This window comes from Rickettsia endosymbiont of Proechinophthirus fluctus (assembly GCF_001602635.1).
GTDB lineage: Bacteria > Pseudomonadota > Alphaproteobacteria > Rickettsiales > Rickettsiaceae > Rickettsia > Rickettsia rickettsii.
In genome coordinates, this window is sequence record NZ_LECS01000001.1 from 78,419 (window position 1) to 99,294 (window position 20,876).

The window sequence follows — 20,876 nt, forward strand, 5'->3', positions numbered from 1 at the left end:
GAAAATTTATTTACTGCTAGACTCTTAAACTTGCTTTTTTTTACAATATTAATAATATTAAATTTTAACAAATTCTATTTTTCGGTTTTATTTAACAAAACTTTATACTCTTTATTTAAACCTTTAACAGCATATATCCATAATATTACTATTACAAAGAATATAGAAGCAAAATAAGGAGTTGCCTCTACAAAACCAAACGCAGGAAATAAAATAAAGAATGTAGATTGAATAATAGCACCACCTGATTTACCAAATCTTCCTCCGATAACTTCAACAGCAGCTTGCCCTTTTACTCGTAAATCCTTATCAAGCGGAATATACGCCATGTTTTTAGTGGCATCAAATAAAGAATATTTTACACCTTTACTTAAAACATTTTGAATCATACCGATCATAACAGCAAGTACTAAAGGACCTGAAGCAAGAATACCTGTTAAATGCATAGCAATAACACTATCAAAAAAGATAAATGCAAAAAACGCTGCACCGGTAATTAACATCATTAATGGCGTTATCATAGCTGCAGTTAGCCATGATACTTTTCTTAAAATATTACTACCTATAAGCATGAAAGCAATTGCAACCCAACCCTGATAAAATTGGAACTTCCCCATATATATAGTGTAAGCCTCTTTCGTCGGATATAATTCTTTTACTTTGGATTTCCAAACACCTTCAACTAAATTTACTGAAACACCGTAAGCAATAAGTAACAATGCAATATAACCTACATACTTAGAAGTAAAGATCATTTTAAAACTGTCTATTAATGACATTTTAGCTTTAGCTTTCTTTTCTTTTACTAATGCCGGATCATAAAGTCTAGGATCGGTTAGAACGTTTTTATTTATCCATCTATATGTTAATATTACCAAAAAGCTACTTGTTATCATTATAACAAACAAAGGTACAAATTTTAGATGTTCTGCAACTATTTGAGTTTTTTCATGCAAGCAATATCCAATAATTATGGATGTTACAGGCAATGCTAAATTAGCAAGTAAACCAAACATTGAGTAAAAACGTTTAGCTTCATCGGTTTTAGTAATTTGGTTAGCAAATTGCCAAAATAATAAACTAAGCATCATTGTTCCCCAAAGCTCTGCCATAGTATAAAAAGATGCAAAACTCCATTTCCCAACTATTCTTATAAACCATTTGAAATTAGGATAAACTACACTCCAAGATTCTATGGTTTCAGGATCAGGATGAACTAAATCAGGGTAAGGGTAAAGAACAAACGCAAATAATACAAAATACCCTAAGAAAAATGAAGTAATAACATAAAACACGTTTTCTTGCTTTAAAATATCGCAGAGCTTAACATAAATTACCATAGCGATTACGGCAGAAGGTAGTACTATATATGTTTTTAAGAAACTTATTGCTTCTGCTCCTATATCCGTTACTACAAACCCATCTTTAATTGAACGAAGCGTTGAGTAGTTTAATAAAATACAGAACATCATAAACGCCATAGGAAGAAACTTCTTATTTTCATATCTTTCTATAGGCCAAATTACCTTGCTTAGTTCTGAGAGATAATTGTCATTTTTGGGAGTATTCATAAATTAAATTTTCTACTTATTTTGAAGATGAATATTATACTAGAATATGTTAGAAAAGTCAAACCCATTGATTTTTCTCAAAAGAAATATGACAATTTATTTACTTGATTTTAGTTTCTATCTATAATTTTTTATTTATAAATTATTATAATAAAATATATGTCCAAATTAAAAACAGCATTATTAACTGCTATAATTTTTATAACAGGTTGTAAAAGTAATATGAAAAATGAAAACAAGATTTCATTACCGCAATATGTAACTTAAACCTTAAATAGTTCAGAGGATAAAACTATTAGAATAAAGGCAAAAACTTTAAACTTTCCGTTATCTTCAGAAGATTTACGTGATATATCTATTTTAGAAAAGAAATATGATCAAGAAGAAAATTGTGCAGGACTTGCTATACCGCAAATAGGCATATCAAAATGTATAATAATATTTGCAGTACATGAAGATGCAGAGTGAAAAAAATGGCATCCTGACCTTAAGGATACAATGCCTAAAACTATTTGGATTAACCTCATATAAACCGATAGGTATTGATAAACATGAAGATTACGAGGGATGCTTTTCTGTTGAAAATGCTACAGGACCGGTAGCAAGATTCAAGAAAATTCATTATCACGCATATGATATAAATGGCAATCAAATTCAAGGTATCGCAGAAGGATTTTTAGCAAGAGTTATCCAACATGAAATCGATCATCTAAACGGAAAAGTATTTTTAGATTAATGTAGCTCCAAAAAAAATAATGACTAAAGAAGAATATTTAGAAATGCGTAAAAAAGCAATGGAGCAGGAAAATATAAAATCTTAGAGTTCTCTAAATCTCAAATATCATTCTAGCTAAAATTTGAGTATGTCATTGCCGCAAAAATTTACTTTATATTATTTGGTATAATACTATTGAATCGGATACGGGACGCACGCGATATTCGCCTAAAGCTTCATCTTCATCACCTATTACATTATTTATAATTTTTCCGCCCATGAATAATGTAGAAGAACCGCCACCGTCTAAATTGATTGCCGATTCATATCCAAGTTAACATATAATATGCAAGTTCTGTTTTAGTTAATCCTATCACAGTATAATTAACAAGGTATTTTTCTAAAATTTTTAAAGCTTCAGGGATTATTAATTTATCAACATTTATTTCTTTCTCTTTCCGTAATATTGATCTTACTTGCATAAGCTTAAGGTCTTTTACATGTTGCTTATAAATATGTTCGACTACAACTATAACTATAGTGCCGTCATTACACACTCCTAAGGCAGTACGAGCATGAACCGGATCATCTTGCTTTGGATTATCTATAACATTTTTACCGTTTTGAACCAATAAGGGAATACCGGTTACTATTGAAGCAGTGTTACTTAAATTTATAAGCTTACCGTCTTTATCGATAAATTCCAAAATTAACTTTACAGAATCATTTATATTTACTACCAGCAAACTTGTTGCTTGTGGACAGGACAATATAAAGCCTTTCTGTGGGATTTGATTATCACCATGCTTACTTATTGCCGTAACAAATAAAATTAGACCTATATAGAAAGTAATATCTTTTAGGTTTGAAAAATAATGAACTTGATTTGGAATAACAGATTTATCGCCTATTGCTACTAAAATTTTTGCACTAGCCTTGGTAATTTGAATATTGCCCTGATCTATAATTAACAAACTTTGTAGTTGTTTTCTAAGGCTAAATAGCTTGCTGTCTATCATTAAAGTAAGGCTTGGTCTGCCATCATCACTACCAGCGATTTCAAAGAATCTGACATTAATAGCAGCAACTGCATTAGTGCGGTGTGCCATAACGTTTACTGTTTCTCTGCCTTATCACCTGATTATGAGCTTTAACTAGTTTTAACCCACAATTCTTAGGATCAATAGTCTAAGACATGAATCACATGCTTATCTTTTTCATAATGATTATATGTCAAGCCTTTATATTCCTTTACGTATATTTTAAAACTGTTGTTTTACTTTTTTTAACAATAAAATTTAACCATAATGCCTCTTTACTTGGAGAGAATCTCTTACTCTTCTCCGTCCATATTTTAACTATTTCAAAAAGCCTGTTAAAATAAGGTTTTATTGTATCTTCATGCATATTGTAAAAATCGCGATCATCACGTTGTATAATATCTGAACCGTATCCGTAAGAAACATAAAAAATGCCTTCCGGCTTTAATGCAGCATGAATTTTTTATACACATTGATTGTTTCATTATAAGGTACATAAAGGAGAGTTGCTTGAGCCCAAACACCATCAAACGACTCCTTAAAATCAATATCTTGAAAAGTGGAGTGCAGTACATCTATTCCGGTTGCTTTTGTAGCTCATTTAACCATTTCGGTTGAACCGTCAAAAGTAGTAACTTGATATCTTTGACTTAAAAAATATTTTGTATCACGACCAACTCCGCAACCTGCATCTAAAATATGAGCCTGTTCAGGTAAATAGCTAGTAAATGCTTTATAGTTATCAGACAAATCTGCATTGATTGTTCTGCTATAAAACTCTTGAGCGTTATTATTATAATATTGTATATTTTTCCCAACTATTAGTATATTTATACTCCCCAAACAATAACATACAAATAGAAAATACATATAATTTCTATTATATATTAGACTTCTTTTCGAACTCGCTTATAGGGAGTCATTTGGAGGAAACACGGAACGCAGCACCGCAGCGTATAAAAAAGTACGTGAGGATGCGAGTACCGGATTGACGTACAAATTACCCCTAGAAGTAGAGTTCCAAAAGAAGTCTATTGACTATTAGACTTAAAAATGGTCTACTTATCAAGAATAAGGCTTAAGGTTTATATGATAAAAAAAATAATATTTGGAATAGCTATTTTACTTAGTACAAGCTGCTTTGCCAATAGTACAACTTCTGACGGCTCAAAAAAAGACGCAGCAAAAACTAACGATGTTACAACACAAAAAATTATAGATGATTTTTCTGCTTACGCCGGTACTATAAAACCGGAAGTACGGGAGGAAATACAAAAATATAGAGTAGCAATAGTCAAGATTAATAAGAAGAAACGTGAACTATATAACAGGCTTTCCAAAGAGGCCCAAAATTTTTTAGCAGAACAACAAAAATATAAACAAAAACTATCTATCTCTAAGCTACCGGTAGAAAACGACCAAAAGAATAATACTGTTGATTCTAATTGTAATAAGAGCAAAGATACAAAATAAATTACTTTTCTTAGCCGTTATTGTGCGGGTCAAAAATCGTCATTGCGAGCAGCCATAGGCTGTGGCGGCAATCTCATGAAATAATAACAAACTCCTGAGATTGCTTAGTCAATTGCTACGCAATGTCCTCGCAATGACGGATAAACCTATCCATACAACAACTCCGTTTTTTAGCTAGGTATTTCATAAACCTGCTCTACTACACCATCAAGACCCATTAAAAAAGTATAAACTTTTAATTGGGGGAATTTTGCTTTTATTATATCACGGGCCTTGTTTAAAATTGCTGCATGTGCTGCCGTTTCTTTTTCCTTGGTATTTAGCTGTTCCTGACCTATAAGTATATTATAAGCTCCACATTCTCTATGATCAAGAAAAACAATTTGTTTTATGTTATGTAATTCTTGCAAAATCTCAATAGTATCTTCTATTGTTTTTCCCCAATAAGTATATTTGTCGTTAATAAGAGCAAGCGATGCACCGGGCAGTGATACTTTATCAAAATTATCTTCTAATCCTAATTGCTTCATTAATTTATCTGTTTCGTCTATTAATCTAAAATCTACACAACTAATTAAAAGAGTAGAAGCTTCATTTAATGTTTTTAAATGTTCATTACTTACTTCTACCTTTACAACTTTCTTATTGGCAATAATATCATTGTTAGCAGCGTAAAGATTTAAACTAGACACCATAATAAACCCTAAAATTATATATTTTACATGTATCATAAAATTTTCCTATTTAAAAATATTTCTTACAGGCTTTAAAATAAGAATAACCTGTAATGATTGTTAAAAAAGCGGCAATCCATAAAATTATTTCCCCTACTATATCTAAATAAATAATTCCTGAACCTTTCGAGCCTATTATCAATATCGATAAAGCAAACATTTGTAAAAACGTTTTTACCTTAGCAAGTCTCGATACAGGCACACTAACCTTTACTAGAGCTAAAAATTCCCGAAGACCGCTAACTAAAAATTCTCGTGCTAAAATTAATAAGCAAGGTATCTCATCTACATTATCTTTTTTTAGTAGCATGATAATAACGCAACCTACAAGTAGCTTATCTGCTATAGGGTCAAACATCTTGCCGAAACTTGTAACTAAATTATATTTTCTTGCAATATAACCGTCAAAAAAATCCGTAATACTAGCTAAAACAAATAATAATGCCCCAAGTGTACGTGCAAGTGAGTTATTTATATAAAATACCAGTATAATAACTGGAATTACCATTATTCGAGCAATAGTTAGATAATTAGGTAAATTTTTATCTATTCTCATTAATTAATTAAATTTATTAATATAATATTGTTGAATGATGGATAGAATATTATTCCAAGACCAATATATTAAAAGTCCAACAGGAAAACTACTAAACATAAATAAAAAAATTAGCGGCATAAATTTCATTACTTGAGCTTGCATCGGATCCGCAGGTTCAGGACTCATTTTTTGCTGTAAGAACATAGTAATAGTCATTAAAATAGGCCATGCTCCAATCATTAAAAATGACGGCGGCGCGAACGGTAATAAGCCGAATAAATTAAAAATAGTAGTAGGGTCAGGTGCAGATAAGTCTTTAATCCAACCGTAAAACGGTGCTTGCCGCATTTCAATAGTTACATACAATACTTTATAAATGGAGAAAAATACCGGAATTTGAACAAGTATAGGTAAACAACCAGCTACCGGATTTACTTTTTCTTTTTTATATAAAGCCATAATTTCTTGATTTAAACGTGCTTTATCATCACTGTATAAATTTTTTATCCTATCGATTTCCGGCTGTAAATTTTTCATTTTTTTCATCGAACGATAAGACTTATTGGCTAAAGTAAACATTAATAGCTTAATTATAACCGTAACAATTAATATACTAACACCGAAATTACCGACATAGCCATAGAAAAAATTCATGGTGTAGAAAACCGGTTTGGTAATTATATAGAACCAACCGAAATCAATAGCTCTATCAAATAATTTAATATTATATTGCTTTTCATATTTATCAAGCAAGTCTACTTTTTTTGCTCCAGCAAAAATTCTGCTTTTAATTGCAAAATTTTCGCCGGGCTTTATTATTTGTACCGGTGAAATAAAATCTACCTGATATCTTTCAGTCCCTTGCTTAAGAGCGTAATTAAAATTCGAGCTGTAATTACTTGATTTATCCGGAATCAAGGAAGATAACCAATATTTATCGGTAATTCCTATCCAGTCAACCTTACTTGCTGCAAATTTTTCACTTTTCTTATCTTTAATATCATCATAAGAATATTCTTTAAGGTTCTCGTCTATACACCCGATAGGTCCTTGATGTAATATATTCACCGCTTTCTCTACAGCAATATATTTACGATTTATTAAACCGTAAGATTGCACAGGAAGTTCTTTATCACTATTATTAACGATGGTTTGCTCTATAGTAAATAAATAGTTTTCATCGACAGTAATAGTAACTAAAAATTTAACTCTGTCTTCATTAACCCAAAATAAATGCACAGGTTTTTCAGGGCTTAATATTTCACTATCACTATTCCATATAGTATCGTTGTTAGGGAGTTTTACACTAGATAAATTACTAACTAAACCAACTTCAGCAAAATATGCATTTTCTGTATTAGCCGGTGAAAATAATCTCACTTCAGGACTATTTTTAGATAAATCTTGTTTATACTTCTTTAATATTAAATCATCAAATCTAAGTCCTTTTAATGAAATAGAACCGGTAAGTGATTCAGATTCTATTTTAATACGCTGTACTTGACTTTCTTCTTGCACAACAATACCAGTTGCAGGTTCGACTAAAGCTTTTAACTGTTGTTTCTTTAAATTTTCTGCTTTCTGCACTGCTATTTGCTGTTGCTGTTTTTGTTGTTCAGGTTTTACAACAAAATACTGCCAACCGAAAATTATACTTAAAGACAGTATAATAGCGGCTATTAAATTAATTATATTATTATTCATTCCTAGGTCTTAAATTTTAATATTTTTAAAGCTTTAAGTTTTAAAGCATTTAGAGCAAATAATCAAGTAGTATAATATACTTCTTTGCTTTCAAAAGTAGTGAATATCCAAGCTGAAAGACAACTTCCATCTTGGATACAAATTTAATTTATTTTTTTCTTTTTACTACTTTTCATTTTACTTCGGATATATTATACCACTCCTACATTCTGAAATATTTTTAATTTAAATTCAGGAAGTATAGAAATGAAATGTTCAGAAATATTGTCCTGTATATTTTCATAACCTACTAAATTTACTTCTTTAACAAAGATATATATTTCTATAGGCAACCCATTAATCGTAGGTTCAAGCTGTCTTACTAGAAAAGTAAACCCTTCGGTATAAACTGCTGGATTATTTTTTAGATATTCCTGAATATATAATTTGAATAGTTTAATGTTGGTTAAATCTTTCTCTTCTTTATCAAGAGTGATTTTATCTATTACATTCTTTGATATATAAGGAGATTTTTTTAGTGCTTTTAAAATAGTAGCATCACAGAAGTTAATAGTTGCCATATTAATATTAAATACTCTCTTTACCCTTCTTGCTCCTGATTCACTAATTCCTCTATAATTAGTTACGTTAGAATTTAAAATGCTGTAAGTAGGAACTGTGGAAATAGATTGGTCAAAATTCCTAATTGTTACTACGGAAATAGTAATTTTTTCAACTGTTCCTTCAATTGCGCCTATACGTACCCAGTCTCCAATATTAATAATTTCTTGAGTAGTTAGTTGCAAGCTTGCAAGTAATCCTAAAACGGTATCTTTGAAAACAAATGTTAAAAGAGCTGCGGCTGCACCTAAGCTTGTTAAGAATGTACTAAGCGAAATATTTAATACATATGAAATAGTTACCATTGCTGCAATAACTATGACAATAATTTTTAATATTTGAAAATATAAGCTAAGCGGTGCATTTTTTGTAACGGCTTTGATTCTATTCTGATACAGATCTGCAAAAGCATCTATAAGCGTTAATAATAACATCGTCACAGATATACCAGTATATAAGATTACTATAGTATCTTTGATTCCCAGTAATACATGTGCTTTAAAAGAAATAGGATTAAAAATCTTTCCCCAACATACAAAGTAAAATGCTAATAAAGTATGTAATAAATAACGAAATATAGGATATTTTTTTATCCTTTCATAATCATCATAATGATGTCTAGTTAAATAATTTTTTACCGGAATAAAAATTAATCTTTTAATTAGAAATATCACCGGTATAAGAGATACTAACATAACAAACAATAATACTAACTCAGTACTTGAGGTATGATATAGATCCATTAAATATTGCATATTTTACCTATCATTATTATTATAAATATAAATCTTTTTGATTATTACTAAGAATTTTATTTTTATCAATAATTTTAACTCAAAAGAATTTGGTATTGCTAAGCAAATATAGATACTGTCATTGCAAAGCCATGAAGCAGCTGCAGCAACCCATAAAAATAATAAAAAACTGAATTGCCTAGTCAATTACTTACGTAATTTTCCGTAACTCAGACGTTAAATGAATTAAATAACTTATTTATCTATGACATTTCCTAATATCAATCCAGTTATTTTCTCTATAGGTCCACTTGCTATCTCTTGGTATTCTCTTTCATATGTAATAGGAATTTTGCTAGGCTGGTTCTATGCAAATAAAATTATAGAAAAATTTAAGCCTCAAATTACCAAAAAAAATCTAGAAGATTTCATTACTTATGCCGTTATAGGCATAATAGTCGGAGGCAGACTAGGGTTTGTTTTATTATATAACCCTTCTAGATATTTTTCAAATCCAATAGATATCTTAAAAACTTATGAAGGCGGGATGTCTTTCCATGGCGGAGCTTTAGGGGGGATTATTGCTGCTTATTTGTTTTGCCGAAAATATAAAATTAATTTTTTAAGTCTCACGGATATAATAGCCCCTGTAGTACCTATCGGATTATTTTTAGGTAGGATCGCTAATTTTATTAACGGCGAACTATACGGACGTATTACAAATGCTTCTTTTGGTATGATTTTTCCGAATAGCGATTTGATGCCAAGACATCCTAGTCAATTATATGAAGCTTTTTTTGAAGGTTTAGTATTATTTAGTATCTTAGCATATGCAACATTTAAGCACAAAACTCTTAAAAAGTGCGGTTTAAACTCAGGAATATTTTTCACATTTTACGGTCTTTTCCGAATCACTATTGAAATATTTAGAGAACCCGACATACAAATCGGGTTTATTTTAGATAGCTTAACTATGGGACAAATTTTATCTGTACCTATGTTACTTTTAGGAAGTTATTTAATATGTCAATCGAATCCAAAATAAGACAATTAATTGATCAAAACGGTTATATTACTTGCGATGTCCTCATGCAGGAGGTATTAAACTCAAATCCTACTTCCTATTATAAGCAAGTAAAATCATTAGCTAATGAAGGTGACTTTGTTACGGCTCCTGAAATTTCACAGCTATTCGGTGAAATTATCGGCTTATGGTGTATCAGAGAGTGGCAAAGAATTGGCTGCCCAAAAAGTCTTAGTTTAGTAGAGCTTGGTCCTGGTCGAGGTCTACTAATGCGTGATTTACTACGTACTGCAAAATTAGTACCGGAATTTTATAAAGCCTTATCAATTGAACTAATAGAAATTAATAAAAATTTCATTGCTTATCAAAAGGCTAATTTACAAGATATTAATTTACCGATTAGTCATCAATCATTTGTAGAAGATATACCAAAGAAACCTACTATAATAATAGCTAACGAATTCTTTGATGCTATACCGATAAAGCAATATATTAAAGTCAAGGAATTATGGTATGAAAGAATATTTGTAGTGCAGCCGGTAGACAAAAGAATTAAATACGATAAAATAAGCGTTAATAAGCAATTACAAGAATATCTGCTGTGTACTCATATTGAAGCAAAAGACGGGGCAGTACTTGAAGAATCTTATAAATCGATAGAAATTATAAAATTTATAGCGCAGCATCTAAAAAGACTAAGCGGCAGTGGCTTAATAATAGATTACGGCTATGATATAGCTCCGAATGGTAGAACTAGATATCAATATAATCAAACATTACAAGCGGTTAAAAACCATAAATATTGCCCCATCCTTGAAAATCTTGGAGAAGCTGATTTATCGGCACATGTGGATTTTTATGCATTAAAGACGGTAGCTAAAAACAGCAAAATAAACGTAATAGATACAATATCACAACGAGATTTTTTAATAGAAAATGGAATCTTATTACGTAAACAAACATTGCAAGACAAGCTTAATGATAGACATCTTGCCAAATTCGCTTATAGAGAGGAATTTAAAGAAGACACGAAACGCAGCACCGCAGAGTACACTTTAGTACGTGAGGATGCGAGTATCGGATCGACGTATAAATTACCTCTAGAAGTAGAGTTTGGAAAGATGTCTGAGCAGGCACAAATAATAGAAAGACAGATAAAAAGACTAATATCACCGAAACAAATGGGAGAATTATTTAAAGTATTACAAATTATGAATTAATTTAGGTTTTGTGGACATTTCTAATGTTTATTGCTGCAAATTATAAGATTTTTTTGAAATATGACTAACTATTCCGCAAAAATCTTATTAATTTTTGTTACAAAATACATCAAAATAGCAAATCAACTAGAAATGTCCACAAAAAAATCTAGGTTCTGAGTCTTGATTATAAATGGACAACTTTAAGTCCCCTTCTTCACATTTCAGCATGGCTTCAAATTCTTTTTTATACGCTCTTCGGTTTTTCCTGTAAGATGTAAGACACATAAGCAGTATCATTGGATATACAGAACCGCTATAAACCCCAAAACTTTGAAATTCACAATCAGCATCTCGGTACTTAATCCATAAATTTGGGAATTTTTTAAGTAAATTAACTTGTTCTCGTTTGTCTGAAATATTGTTTTAATATTTCTTGGTATATTTGATTTAGTTTCTTATATTCTGCAGCGACACAATAATTCATGTCACCTTGTGTCATGGTATTATTACAATCAACAGAAAATAATTGCTTTTTTCATTATTTTATCATTTTTAAAAATAATTAATTAAGAATCACACACCGTGACGTTCTGCAATTAAACTTTTTATTTTACCGATAGCTTTAGCAGGATTTAAGCCTTTCGGGCAGGTCTTAGTACAGTTCATAATCGTATGACAACGGTAAAGCTTAAATGGGTCTTCTAAAGCTTCAAGACGTTCACCGGTATTATCATCCCTTGAATCGGCAATCCATCTATATGCTTGTAGTAAAATCGCAGGACCCAAATATTTATCACCGTTCCACCAATAGCTAGGACAAGAAGTAGAACAGCAAGCACATAATATACACTCATATACACCGTCAAGCTTTTCTCGGTCTTTAATCGACTGTAACCTTTCAGAGTTTGAAGGGGTAGGGCTATCGGTTTTGAGCCAAGGTTCTATAGATTCGTATTGTGCATAAAAATGCGACATATCAGATACTAAATCTTTCACTACTTTCATATGAGGAAGCGGATAGATTTTGATATCGCCTGATATATCTTCTATTGGTTTTATGCATGCTAAAGTATTTGTACCGTCAATATTCATTGCACAACTACCACAAATTCCTTCCCGACAAGAACGCCTAAAAGTTAAAGTAGAATCGATTTCGTTTTTGATTTTAATTAAAGCATCTAAAACCATTGGTCCGGTTTTGCTTAAATCTATCTCAAAACTATCGATAGTAGGATTCTTATCAAGATCAGGATCATACCTATAAATTTTTATCTTTCTAGGTTTAAGCATTTCCTCTTGTTCTTTATGCTCTCTACCTTTTTTTACTACTGAATTTGGCGGTAACCTTAACTCTGGCATTTTAAGTACTCTCTTAAAATTTGTTTTTAGAACTATACAAAATAATTAGCTAATTCACAATCTTTCATACCTGTTACGTGGATGACATTAATGTCTCTAGGTTGCCATGCTACTTACAGTTACTCACAAGGTATTGCCAGCGTGGATACCGATGTCATTCCCGCAGAAGCGGGAATGACATCAAGAGCATTTACTGGTCCACGCAACAATGCCTACTCACAATGACGCTATTTATAGTTAGCAATCCATATACGAAGATCAACTTCAAAAAGAGCCAGGAGTTCACAAGACGAGGAACGCAGCGTATACTTAATACATGAGTACCGCAGTACTTGTAGAACGACTTCGCCAATTTTGAAGTTGATCAAGTATATTCTATTATCCATTAAACTGCTCTTTTATTGAGTCATATATATTTTATAATCTCATCTAATTTTTTAGTTTCAATTACGCTGCCATTATTAATATTCAGAATATTTTTAACATTCTCAAGCAATAATATATAGGGATTGTGATATTGTACTATTCTGATTATTTCATACAAAAGTCTACATCTCCTATACCAAGCCTCTTACCTGAAATACTAAAAGATTGGCAAGGAAAACCGACACATAAAATATCATATTTAGGGATTTTGGTCTGATATTTCCATAATATCACCATATGGCTTATCACCGAAATTTCTTTTATATGCTTCTTGTACATCTTTGTCTATGAAAAAACACATTCAAGCCCCTTTATTTCCAAGACTTTTCTAAAACCACCGATACCACAAAATAAATCTATAAATTTATACGTAAATTATACTACTAAACTTAGGAAGCGTAATTTTCTTTTTTAGCTTTAGTTGTTTTTGTTTTCTCAGGTGATTTTTCTTTATCTATTTTTATAGTAGATGAATCATTAAAAGGAAATTTATTCTCCTCTTCTGAATCTAAAGCTCTACCACTAAGTAAATTTTTAATTTGCTGACCAGACAATGTCTCATATTCAATTAAAGCATTTGCTAAGGTATGAAGTTGATCTATATGTTTTGTTAAAATATCTTTTGCAAATTCATATCCTTGCGTAATAATTCTTTTAACTTCAGCATCAATTAACTCTGCAGTAGCTTCCGAGGTTTCATGATTAGGTTGTCTACCATACATATCATCACCACTTAAACCGTGAAATATCGGTCCTATTAAATCACTTAAACCTGCTTTTGTAACCATCGCTCTGGCAATATTAGTTGCACCTTTTATATCCGACGAAGCTCCTGAGGTAACTTTATTTCTACCGAAAATAATTTCCTCCGCTACTCTTCCTGCCATATAAACTGCTATAGATGATTCCATCTGTTCACGATTCTGAGAATATTCATCAGTTTCAGGAAGTCTTTGCACCATCCCAAGAGCATTACCACGCGGTATAATCGTAGCCTTATGAATAGGTGATGCTGCAGGACAATAAAGTCCTACTAATGCATGTCCGCCTTCATGATATGCAGTCAACCTTTTTTCTTTCTCCGACATTGCAATGGAGCGACGTGCAACTCCCATCAGCACCTTATCTTTTGCCTCTTCCATGTCTTGCATATCTACTTCTTTCTTACCAAGCCTTGCAGCAATAAGAGCAGCTTCATTAACTAAGTTAGCAAGTTCAGCACCGGAAAAGCCTGGGGTACCGCGAGCAATAATTCGTGCTAGTACCGTACTATTATATTTAATTTTCTTTAAATGTACTTTTAGAATTTGCTCACGACCGTTTATATCAGGGTTTGCAACGGCAATTTGACGATCAAACCTACCGGGACGCAGTAATGCACGATCAAGAACGTCAGGACGGTTTGTAGCTGCAATGATCACAACTCCCTCGTTTGCTTCAAATCCATCCATTTCAACTAACATTTGGTTTAAGGTTTGCTCACGTTCATCATTGCCGCCACCCATACCGATACCTCTATGGCGACCTACTGCATCAATTTCATCGATAAAGATAATACAAGGAGCATTACGTTTACCCTGTTCAAACATGTCACGCACACGGCTTGCACCGACACCTACAAACATTTCAACAAAATCAGAGCCGGATATGCTAAAAAACGGAACATTAGCCTCACCTGCAATTGCTTTAGCAAGAAGTGTCTTACCGGTTCCGGGAGGACCTATAAGTAAGCAGCCTTTCGGTATTTTACCACCAAGCTTTTGGAACTTGCTTGGATCCCTTAAAAAATCTACTATTTCAGTTAATTCTTCTTTTGCTTCATCGATACCTGCTACATCTTTAAAGGTAATTTTTGGTCCTTTATCTGATAGCAACCTAGCTTTAGATTTTCCAAACCCCATGGCTTTCCCACCTCCATGCATTTGACGCATGAAAAAAACCCAAACACCTATCAATAAAAGCATAGGAAACCAAGAAATTAAAAAGCCTAAAAAGGTATTCATTCTTGTTTCAAGAGGCACTACTTCAATATTAACGTCATTGCTAGTAAGACGATTTACTAAATCAGGATAATCAGGAGCATAAGTATTAAAAGTAGAGCCGTCATTTGAAGTGCCTTCAATTACTCTACCCTGAATTTTTACCGAATTAACAGTCTTTTCATCAACTCGTGTTAAAAAATCCGAGAAAGTTATATTATTTCTTCCACCAAGTAAACCGTCAGATTGGAACACATTAAAAAGTAATATTACACAAATAAAAAGTACTGCCCAAGCTAAAATACTTCTACCTTGATTATTCATCGATATAAAACCTAATAAAAATTTTTATTGGTATAAGAGAGGTCTGTAAATAAATTTTAACTATAAAATTTATTTACAGATAACCTCTTAAATACCGGTGTTAGCAAAAATGGGTGAAACGAGATACAAAATTTGGAGAAAAAGATACTTCAAAGTTCCACATGTCGTTATCATAATATGATATATGTGGTATTGCTATAACTTTTTCAAGTATTTTAATGATAGGTAAGGTCAATAAAACTGCATTGTGGTTTTTGCAAGATAGATTTTTTAAAGGTTCTAAATCTAATTGTTTCTTTATTATTTTATAATCTTTTAACGATAGATGAGTTACAAAACAATTTGGAGTTTCTTGATTTTTTGTGATACAAAATCTATTATCCCAAATAACGGATTTATCTAGTAATATTTTACTCTCAGGCAATTTTTTGCCGAATTCCCTGTATATAAGTAACTCGTTTTGTATGCGCTTAATTATACAGCCATGAAGTGTATTCTTAAAGTTTACGTCTTGAGTAATTAATTTCAAAATAGGTTCTACCGAATAAAAACGAGCTGCTCTAGATTGTCCACTAATTATTATCAGTAAAAAATTAATTATTTGTACTTTCACCTCATTTGAAAACTTATCAAATTTAACTAAATCAAGAAAAGCAAAGCCATATTCAAAAATCTTGACCGCTTCAGCTATCGCCGATATTAATTCAGGCTTAAACTCGTTTTCTATACGTTTGTTGGTTTTAAGTTGTTGTGAGATTATTGCGGCTTTAGACATCTTTCCACACTTCGCTTCTAGAGATAATTTAGACGCCGTTCCGGTACTCGCATCCTCACGTGGCATTGTTGCGTGGATCAATTTTACCTCTGTCATCCCGTGGCTTGACCACGGGATCCAGTTAAACATACTAAAATTATTAGTACTTTTTATTGTCTTTACCGTGGTCAAGCCACGGGATGACAGAGGTAAAATTGATCCACGCAACAATGCCTCCTCACCTACGCTTGTGTACGCTGCGGTGCTGCGTTCCGTATTTCCTTTAAATTCCTCTCTATAAACTGGTTTGGAAAAATGTCTAATATAATCTGCACCTTTAGCTAATTTTTGCCTAATAACATTTCGTCTATATTTATCAGATGAATTTGACTCATCTTCAAACCATTTTATATTATGACTGACTAAATATTCTACTAATTCACTTTTTGGAATATTATATAGCGGTCTAATTATGTGTATATTATTATACCAATTGATATTACTGCTACTAAGTCCAAATATACTGCTATTACGCTCTAATCTTAAACAAAAATTTTCTATGTAATCATCTTCATGGTGAGCAGTTAAAAGTACTAATATATCGAGTTCTAGGCATAGATTGGTCATCAAATCATAGCGTCCTTCTCTTGCTCTTTCTTGTAAATTGGAAAAATTATTTTGATGGTCAAAAGATAAACTATAATGCTTGCGATTTAGACTATTACTGATATTTTGGATATAATGGGTCTCTTGCTTCGACTGTTCCCGTAAGTTATGATCAACCGATATAACAAATAATTCTATATTATTTTTCTCTGCCCAAATATTAGCAAGATAAAGAAGTGCTACCGAATCGCTCCCACCAGATACTGCAATCGATATTTTAGATAAGCCAAAATTACTTATTAGATTATTGATATTATACTCAAATTTTTCATATAGCATGGTTGAAAAATGTTAGTATTGTTTGTAAAGTGTTTGGATATTGTGGTCAAACTGAGTAGTATGTCATCTCCGCGTAGGCGGGACGTTGTTGCATGGCTCTTATGTCATTCCTGCGAAAGCAGGAATCCAGAAAAAAGTATAAACACAGCAAATTCTTGAAATTAAAAGCTCGATTTATCTTGTTTTATGCTGGATGCCCGCCTACGCGGGAATGACATCGAGCAAGTTTCTCAATCCATACAACAATGCTCTACTTTTGCAATGGTAACAAAAAACTACACAATTAGATGATAAAAAAAATTTATGCTGACTCAGCTAAATCTTCTGAAGTTTCAGTCTTTTGTTCGCGTAAATAATCTTGTGCCTCTGATTCTGATCTTGCAACAATAACCGTAACTATAGCATTAAGCTCTGCATGGAGTCTTATTTCAACTGTATAAATTCCGGTAGATTTAATTTGTTTATCAAGAATAATATTTGAATGAAAAATATTATAAGATATATTTTCAGATAATTTATTGGCTATTTCTTTATTAGTAACCGAACCGAAAAGTTTACCGTCATTTGATGTTTGACGGATAAAAACTAATTGTTGATCTTTAATAAGAGCATTAATTTTTTCTACTTCTTCTCTTATTTGCTTATCTTTTGCTTCAAATTCGTGTTTTTGTTTAACTATTAGCTCTTTATTAGGCTCAGTAGCTCTAATAGCTAATTTTTGCGGTAAAAGATAATTACGACCAAACCCGTCTGCTACTTTGAGTATGTCGCCAATTTTACCTAATTTTCTTACGGGTTTTATTAATATAACTTCCATGTATTATGCCTTTATTTAGCTTGAAATACAAAAGGTAATAACGCTAAAATTCTTGCAATTTTAATAGCATTATTTAGCTTTCTTTGTTTCTTTGCACAAACATTTGTGATCCTGCTTGGTAACATTCTACCGCCTTCAGAGACAAATTTTATTAAAAGCTCAGGGTTTTTATAATCAATAACAGGTGCATTAGGCACAGAAAGAGGGCATCCTTTACGTCTTCTAAAAAATACTTTTTTAGCAGTTTTATCTCCTACCTTGTGAGCAGCTGTTTCACTAGCATTATTACTTTTTAACATTCTTTAACCTTAATTCTTATCAATTTAATTATTAATCGTTACGTCAATTACCGGAGCATTCTCTGTACTTTGATTTTTTAATATCGGTGAAGGTTCACTATTAATTGAATCTGCTTGAATTGTAAGAAATCTAATGATATTTTCATTAAGCTTCATTTTTCTTTCTAGCTCTTCTTTTACATTACCAGTAATATCTAGACCTAAAAAATAATAATGTCCTTTTTTGTTATTACCGATTTTGTAAGCTAAAGTTCTTAACCCCCAATATTCTTTTTTTATGATAGTGCCATTATTATCTTTAATAATTTTAGCAAAATCATCAACGATTTTATCTATATCGTTTAATGATACGTCTTGACGTATAATAAAAACTGACTCATAAAAACTCATGATATATAAGAATCTCCAACAAACAAACTTTAAAATAAAGCTACTTATAGCAACTAAAACTATTAAATTCAAGTATTATCTTTAAAAAATTATTATTTCTTTGTTTCTTTTTATAAAAAGTTTGCTATAAACCCTAATAAATTAGAAAATTATTACAAAAAATTTTTAATTATTTACTAAATATTAATGAAGATTAATTCAGTGTTTGATGAGCTATTACCTGAAGTTTTAATTATAGAAGAAAAAAATAAAAAAGTGTTAATATTTCTTTAAGTAATGATATAAGAGAGCAGGATTTAATATAATGAGGGCTTCAACTCTAGAAAAAGCATTAACTTATTTTTTTAGTCAGCTGCTTGTTATCATGATTATTAGTGCAGAATTACAAGAAAATCCTTTAATAACAATAAATAACTAACAGAACATAGACGATAACGTGCTATTTTTTTATAAGCCCTTCTTATCTGAGCAAATAGTAGGTACTTTAAAGAGCTTATTGAGATGTTTTAAGTCAGTTGTACAAGATAATATTATTAAATTTAAGAATCTAAATATTGATTTAAATACTGAAAAAGTATACAAAGACGGACTGAATATTCCTCTAGGTCCTACTGAGTTTAAAATTTTACAACTTTTTTTCAGGTTCCAAATGAAGTATTTTTGCGTCAAGAAATAATAAAATATTTATGGGAAAGTGAAGAGACCTTTAATGAACGTCTCTATAGATGTTCATATAAATAGGATTAGAGAGGTCTTAGGGAAAGACAATTTAATTATTACAACCATTCGTTTATTGGTTATTATCTAAATAAGGATAACTAGAATTTTATTGTCAAAATTTTCTTTGTATTTATACATTAAGTATGTTAATATCTATTAATATTTGTATAATATAATTAAGATTTTATTCGTTGCCGATTTATATATCTTATAACTAAAAACTGTAAATTGTATGTTAAGTAAACTAAATAAGCCCGCTTTATTTGCTTTAATATTTTATCCTATTTTTATTATATCTCTTGTAGTTAAATATTCGTTTGATTATGGAATAGGGCTAACTGAAGTTATTTTTATAATTGCTAGTTATTATATTAATAATATTACCGTTGGGATCGGTTTGCATAGGTTATGGTCTCATAATGCCTATAAAATAAATAAATATGCTGAGTTTGTCTTAATTATGCTATCTGCAGGAACATTACAAGGACCAGCTTTATCTTGGGCATCGAATCATTATAAACATCATAGATATACGGATCAAGATCAAGATCCGCATACTCCTTTAAAATTTGATAATAAATTTTTAGGCTTTATGTGGTCTCATATAGGATGGATGCTAGTCGGAAGCGGTAGCTATAAGTCTATTGATCGCATTACTTGGGCTAAGCACGGGAAAAACAATTTATTAAAATGGCAGCTAAAATATTATTGGCAAATAGCAGCTTTTATGAATATTGTCGTGCCTTTATTTATCGGTTACTTAGTCGGTGGTACTATGCAATCGGCATATGCAGGATTTTTATTTATGGGGCTCGGTAGATTCCTACAGCAGCAAGCAACCTTCTGCGTTAATTCTTTATGCCACTTTGCCGGTAGTAAAAAATATTACAAAGGCACTGCCGGAGATATTTGGTGGATGGCATTATTCTTACTCGGTGAAAATTGGCATAATTACCATCATGCTTTTCCTTCAGATTATCGTAACGGTGCAAAATGGTATCATTTGGACGTTCACAAATGGATAATATTTTTAATGAGTAAAATCGGTTTAGCTTCAGGACTTGAACGTACTACAAAAGTACGTATACAGGCAAAAATGCAAGAAACTTTAAGCTATCTTAGTGAAAAACAAAAGCAAAAATTGACTTTAATGCAAACTAAAATAGATCATTTATTAGAAAATCTATGCTTAAAAATTAAAGAACTTGAAGAATCATCTATTACTATCAAAGAACAATTTAAAAAATCTTTTGTAGAAATACAAGAATCACTTAAAAATTTAGCGGAGCAAGTAAGTACTGCAACACAAATAACAGAAAAATCTTCGGAAAAACTATTAAAAATAGTGAATAAAAAAATTATTGATGCCGAACAATCTATTTATAAGCTGTATAATCAATTAAATACCTTAAAGGTATCTAATTAGGCATTATTAAAATAAAGATAGATATCGTGATTGCAAGCGGGTGTGGTGTTTTCACATGGGTCCTGTTATGTTCATGCCCACCTACACGGGAATGACATCGGT

Annotated in this window: 18 protein-coding genes and 4 pseudogenes; 6 read left to right on the top strand and 16 right to left on the bottom strand. The window is 31.3% G+C overall.

The window, feature by feature from the left end; all coding sequences use genetic code 11:
• Positions 1-74 precede the first annotated feature (74 nt).
• Positions 75-1,571, bottom strand: a complete 1,497-nt coding sequence (gene tlc1, locus BG75_RS00355; RefSeq protein ID WP_062811025.1) for an ATP/ADP exchange transporter Tlc1 — start codon at positions 1,569-1,571, stop codon at positions 75-77.
• A 457-nt stretch (positions 1,572-2,028) separates the two neighbouring features.
• Here tlc1 and BG75_RS10290 point away from each other — a divergent pair.
• A pseudogene (locus BG75_RS10290) lies at positions 2,029-2,304 on the top strand (peptide deformylase); the annotation flags it as partial.
• Between the two features lie 154 nt (positions 2,305-2,458).
• Here BG75_RS10290 and BG75_RS06685 read toward each other — a convergent pair.
• The 3 genes from BG75_RS06685 to BG75_RS00375 all read right to left on the bottom strand — a co-directional run bounded on the left by BG75_RS06685 (position 2,459) and on the right by BG75_RS00375 (position 4,169).
• Positions 2,459-2,566: a hypothetical protein gene (locus BG75_RS06685; RefSeq protein WP_252903535.1), complete on the bottom strand. Its 108-nt coding sequence runs from the start codon at positions 2,564-2,566 to the stop codon at positions 2,459-2,461.
• A 43-nt stretch (positions 2,567-2,609) separates the two neighbouring features.
• The gene (locus tag BG75_RS00365; protein ID WP_062811026.1) at positions 2,610-3,395 is read right to left on the bottom strand and encodes a phosphodiester glycosidase family protein; all 786 of its coding nucleotides are present in this window, start codon (positions 3,393-3,395) and stop codon (positions 2,610-2,612) included.
• Positions 3,396-3,923: 528 nt separating this feature from the next.
• Positions 3,924-4,169 carry a methyltransferase domain-containing protein gene (locus BG75_RS00375; RefSeq protein WP_252903536.1) on the bottom strand — a complete coding sequence of 82 codons (246 nt, stop codon included), beginning with the start codon at positions 4,167-4,169 and terminating at the stop codon, positions 3,924-3,926.
• Positions 4,170-4,215: 46 nt separating this feature from the next.
• Between BG75_RS00375 and BG75_RS06690 the strand changes: the two are divergent.
• Together BG75_RS06690 and BG75_RS00380 are read left to right on the top strand one after the other, a co-directional pair.
• A pseudogene (locus BG75_RS06690) lies at positions 4,216-4,365 on the top strand (palindromic element RPE1 domain-containing protein); the annotation flags it as partial.
• A 50-nt stretch (positions 4,366-4,415) separates the two neighbouring features.
• A complete protein-coding gene (locus BG75_RS00380; protein WP_062811029.1) occupies positions 4,416-4,799 on the top strand; it encodes a hypothetical protein in 384 nt (127 codons plus the stop codon).
• A 170-nt stretch (positions 4,800-4,969) separates the two neighbouring features.
• Here BG75_RS00380 and BG75_RS00385 read toward each other — a convergent pair whose 3' ends face one another.
• The 4 genes from BG75_RS00385 to BG75_RS00400 form a co-directional block, all read right to left on the bottom strand.
• Positions 4,970-5,530, bottom strand: a complete 561-nt coding sequence (locus BG75_RS00385; protein ID WP_062811030.1) for a carbonic anhydrase — start codon at positions 5,528-5,530, stop codon at positions 4,970-4,972.
• A 13-nt stretch (positions 5,531-5,543) separates the two neighbouring features.
• Complete coding sequence (gene pgsA / locus BG75_RS00390; RefSeq protein ID WP_062811031.1) at positions 5,544-6,089, bottom strand: CDP-diacylglycerol--glycerol-3-phosphate 3-phosphatidyltransferase; 546 nt, start codon at positions 6,087-6,089, stop codon at positions 5,544-5,546.
• Between the two features lie 3 nt (positions 6,090-6,092).
• Positions 6,093-7,775, bottom strand: coding sequence for a membrane protein insertase YidC (gene yidC, locus BG75_RS00395; RefSeq protein ID WP_062811032.1), 1,683 nt, complete (start codon positions 7,773-7,775; stop codon positions 6,093-6,095).
• Between the two features lie 191 nt (positions 7,776-7,966).
• Complete coding sequence (locus BG75_RS00400; RefSeq protein ID WP_062811033.1) at positions 7,967-9,130, bottom strand: mechanosensitive ion channel family protein; 1,164 nt, start codon at positions 9,128-9,130, stop codon at positions 7,967-7,969.
• A gap of 244 nt (positions 9,131-9,374) precedes the next feature.
• Between BG75_RS00400 and lgt the strand changes: the two genes are divergently transcribed.
• Together lgt and BG75_RS00415 are read left to right on the top strand one after the other, a co-directional pair.
• Positions 9,375-10,154, top strand: coding sequence for a prolipoprotein diacylglyceryl transferase (gene lgt / locus BG75_RS00410; RefSeq protein ID WP_012150302.1), 780 nt, complete (start codon positions 9,375-9,377; stop codon positions 10,152-10,154).
• Entirely contained in the window at positions 10,133-11,353 is a 1,221-nt protein-coding gene (locus BG75_RS00415) for a class I SAM-dependent methyltransferase (RefSeq protein WP_062811034.1), read from the top strand. Before lgt ends, BG75_RS00415 begins: the two co-directional genes overlap by 22 nt.
• A 122-nt stretch (positions 11,354-11,475) precedes the next feature.
• On the opposite strand, the pseudogene BG75_RS10425 reads toward BG75_RS00415, so the two are convergent.
• The 8 genes and pseudogenes from BG75_RS10425 to rpsF all read right to left on the bottom strand — a co-directional run bounded on the left by BG75_RS10425 (position 11,476) and on the right by rpsF (position 18,628).
• Positions 11,476-11,834 (bottom strand): annotated as a pseudogene (locus BG75_RS10425) (lysozyme inhibitor LprI family protein).
• Positions 11,835-11,908: 74 nt separating this feature from the next.
• Positions 11,909-12,694 (bottom strand): succinate dehydrogenase iron-sulfur subunit, encoded by a 786-nt coding sequence (locus tag BG75_RS00420; RefSeq protein ID WP_062811035.1) that lies wholly within the window; start codon positions 12,692-12,694, stop codon positions 11,909-11,911.
• Between the two features lie 406 nt (positions 12,695-13,100).
• Positions 13,101-13,441 (bottom strand): annotated as a pseudogene (locus BG75_RS09220) (DNA cytosine methyltransferase).
• Between the two features lie 68 nt (positions 13,442-13,509).
• The gene (gene ftsH, locus BG75_RS00425; protein WP_062811036.1) at positions 13,510-15,423 is read right to left on the bottom strand and encodes an ATP-dependent zinc metalloprotease FtsH; all 1,914 of its coding nucleotides are present in this window, start codon (positions 15,421-15,423) and stop codon (positions 13,510-13,512) included.
• 100 nt (positions 15,424-15,523) lie between these two features.
• Positions 15,524-17,122 carry a tRNA lysidine(34) synthetase TilS gene (gene tilS / locus BG75_RS00430; RefSeq protein ID WP_062811037.1) on the bottom strand — a complete coding sequence of 533 codons (1,599 nt, stop codon included), beginning with the start codon at positions 17,120-17,122 and terminating at the stop codon, positions 15,524-15,526.
• Between the two features lie 301 nt (positions 17,123-17,423).
• The gene (rplI, locus tag BG75_RS00435) at positions 17,424-17,939 is read right to left on the bottom strand and encodes a 50S ribosomal protein L9 (protein WP_062811038.1); all 516 of its coding nucleotides are present in this window, start codon (positions 17,937-17,939) and stop codon (positions 17,424-17,426) included.
• An 11-nt stretch (positions 17,940-17,950) separates the two neighbouring features.
• Positions 17,951-18,238, bottom strand: coding sequence for a 30S ribosomal protein S18 (rpsR, locus tag BG75_RS00440; RefSeq protein WP_004996865.1), 288 nt, complete (start codon positions 18,236-18,238; stop codon positions 17,951-17,953).
• 24 nt (positions 18,239-18,262) lie between these two features.
• Entirely contained in the window at positions 18,263-18,628 is a 366-nt protein-coding gene (rpsF, locus tag BG75_RS00445; protein ID WP_062811039.1) for a 30S ribosomal protein S6, read from the bottom strand.
• A gap of 952 nt (positions 18,629-19,580) precedes the next feature.
• Between rpsF and BG75_RS00455 the strand changes: the two genes are divergently transcribed.
• Complete coding sequence (locus tag BG75_RS00455) at positions 19,581-20,774, top strand: fatty acid desaturase (RefSeq protein WP_062811040.1); 1,194 nt, start codon at positions 19,581-19,583, stop codon at positions 20,772-20,774.
• The last annotated feature ends 102 nt before the right edge of the window (positions 20,775-20,876 follow it).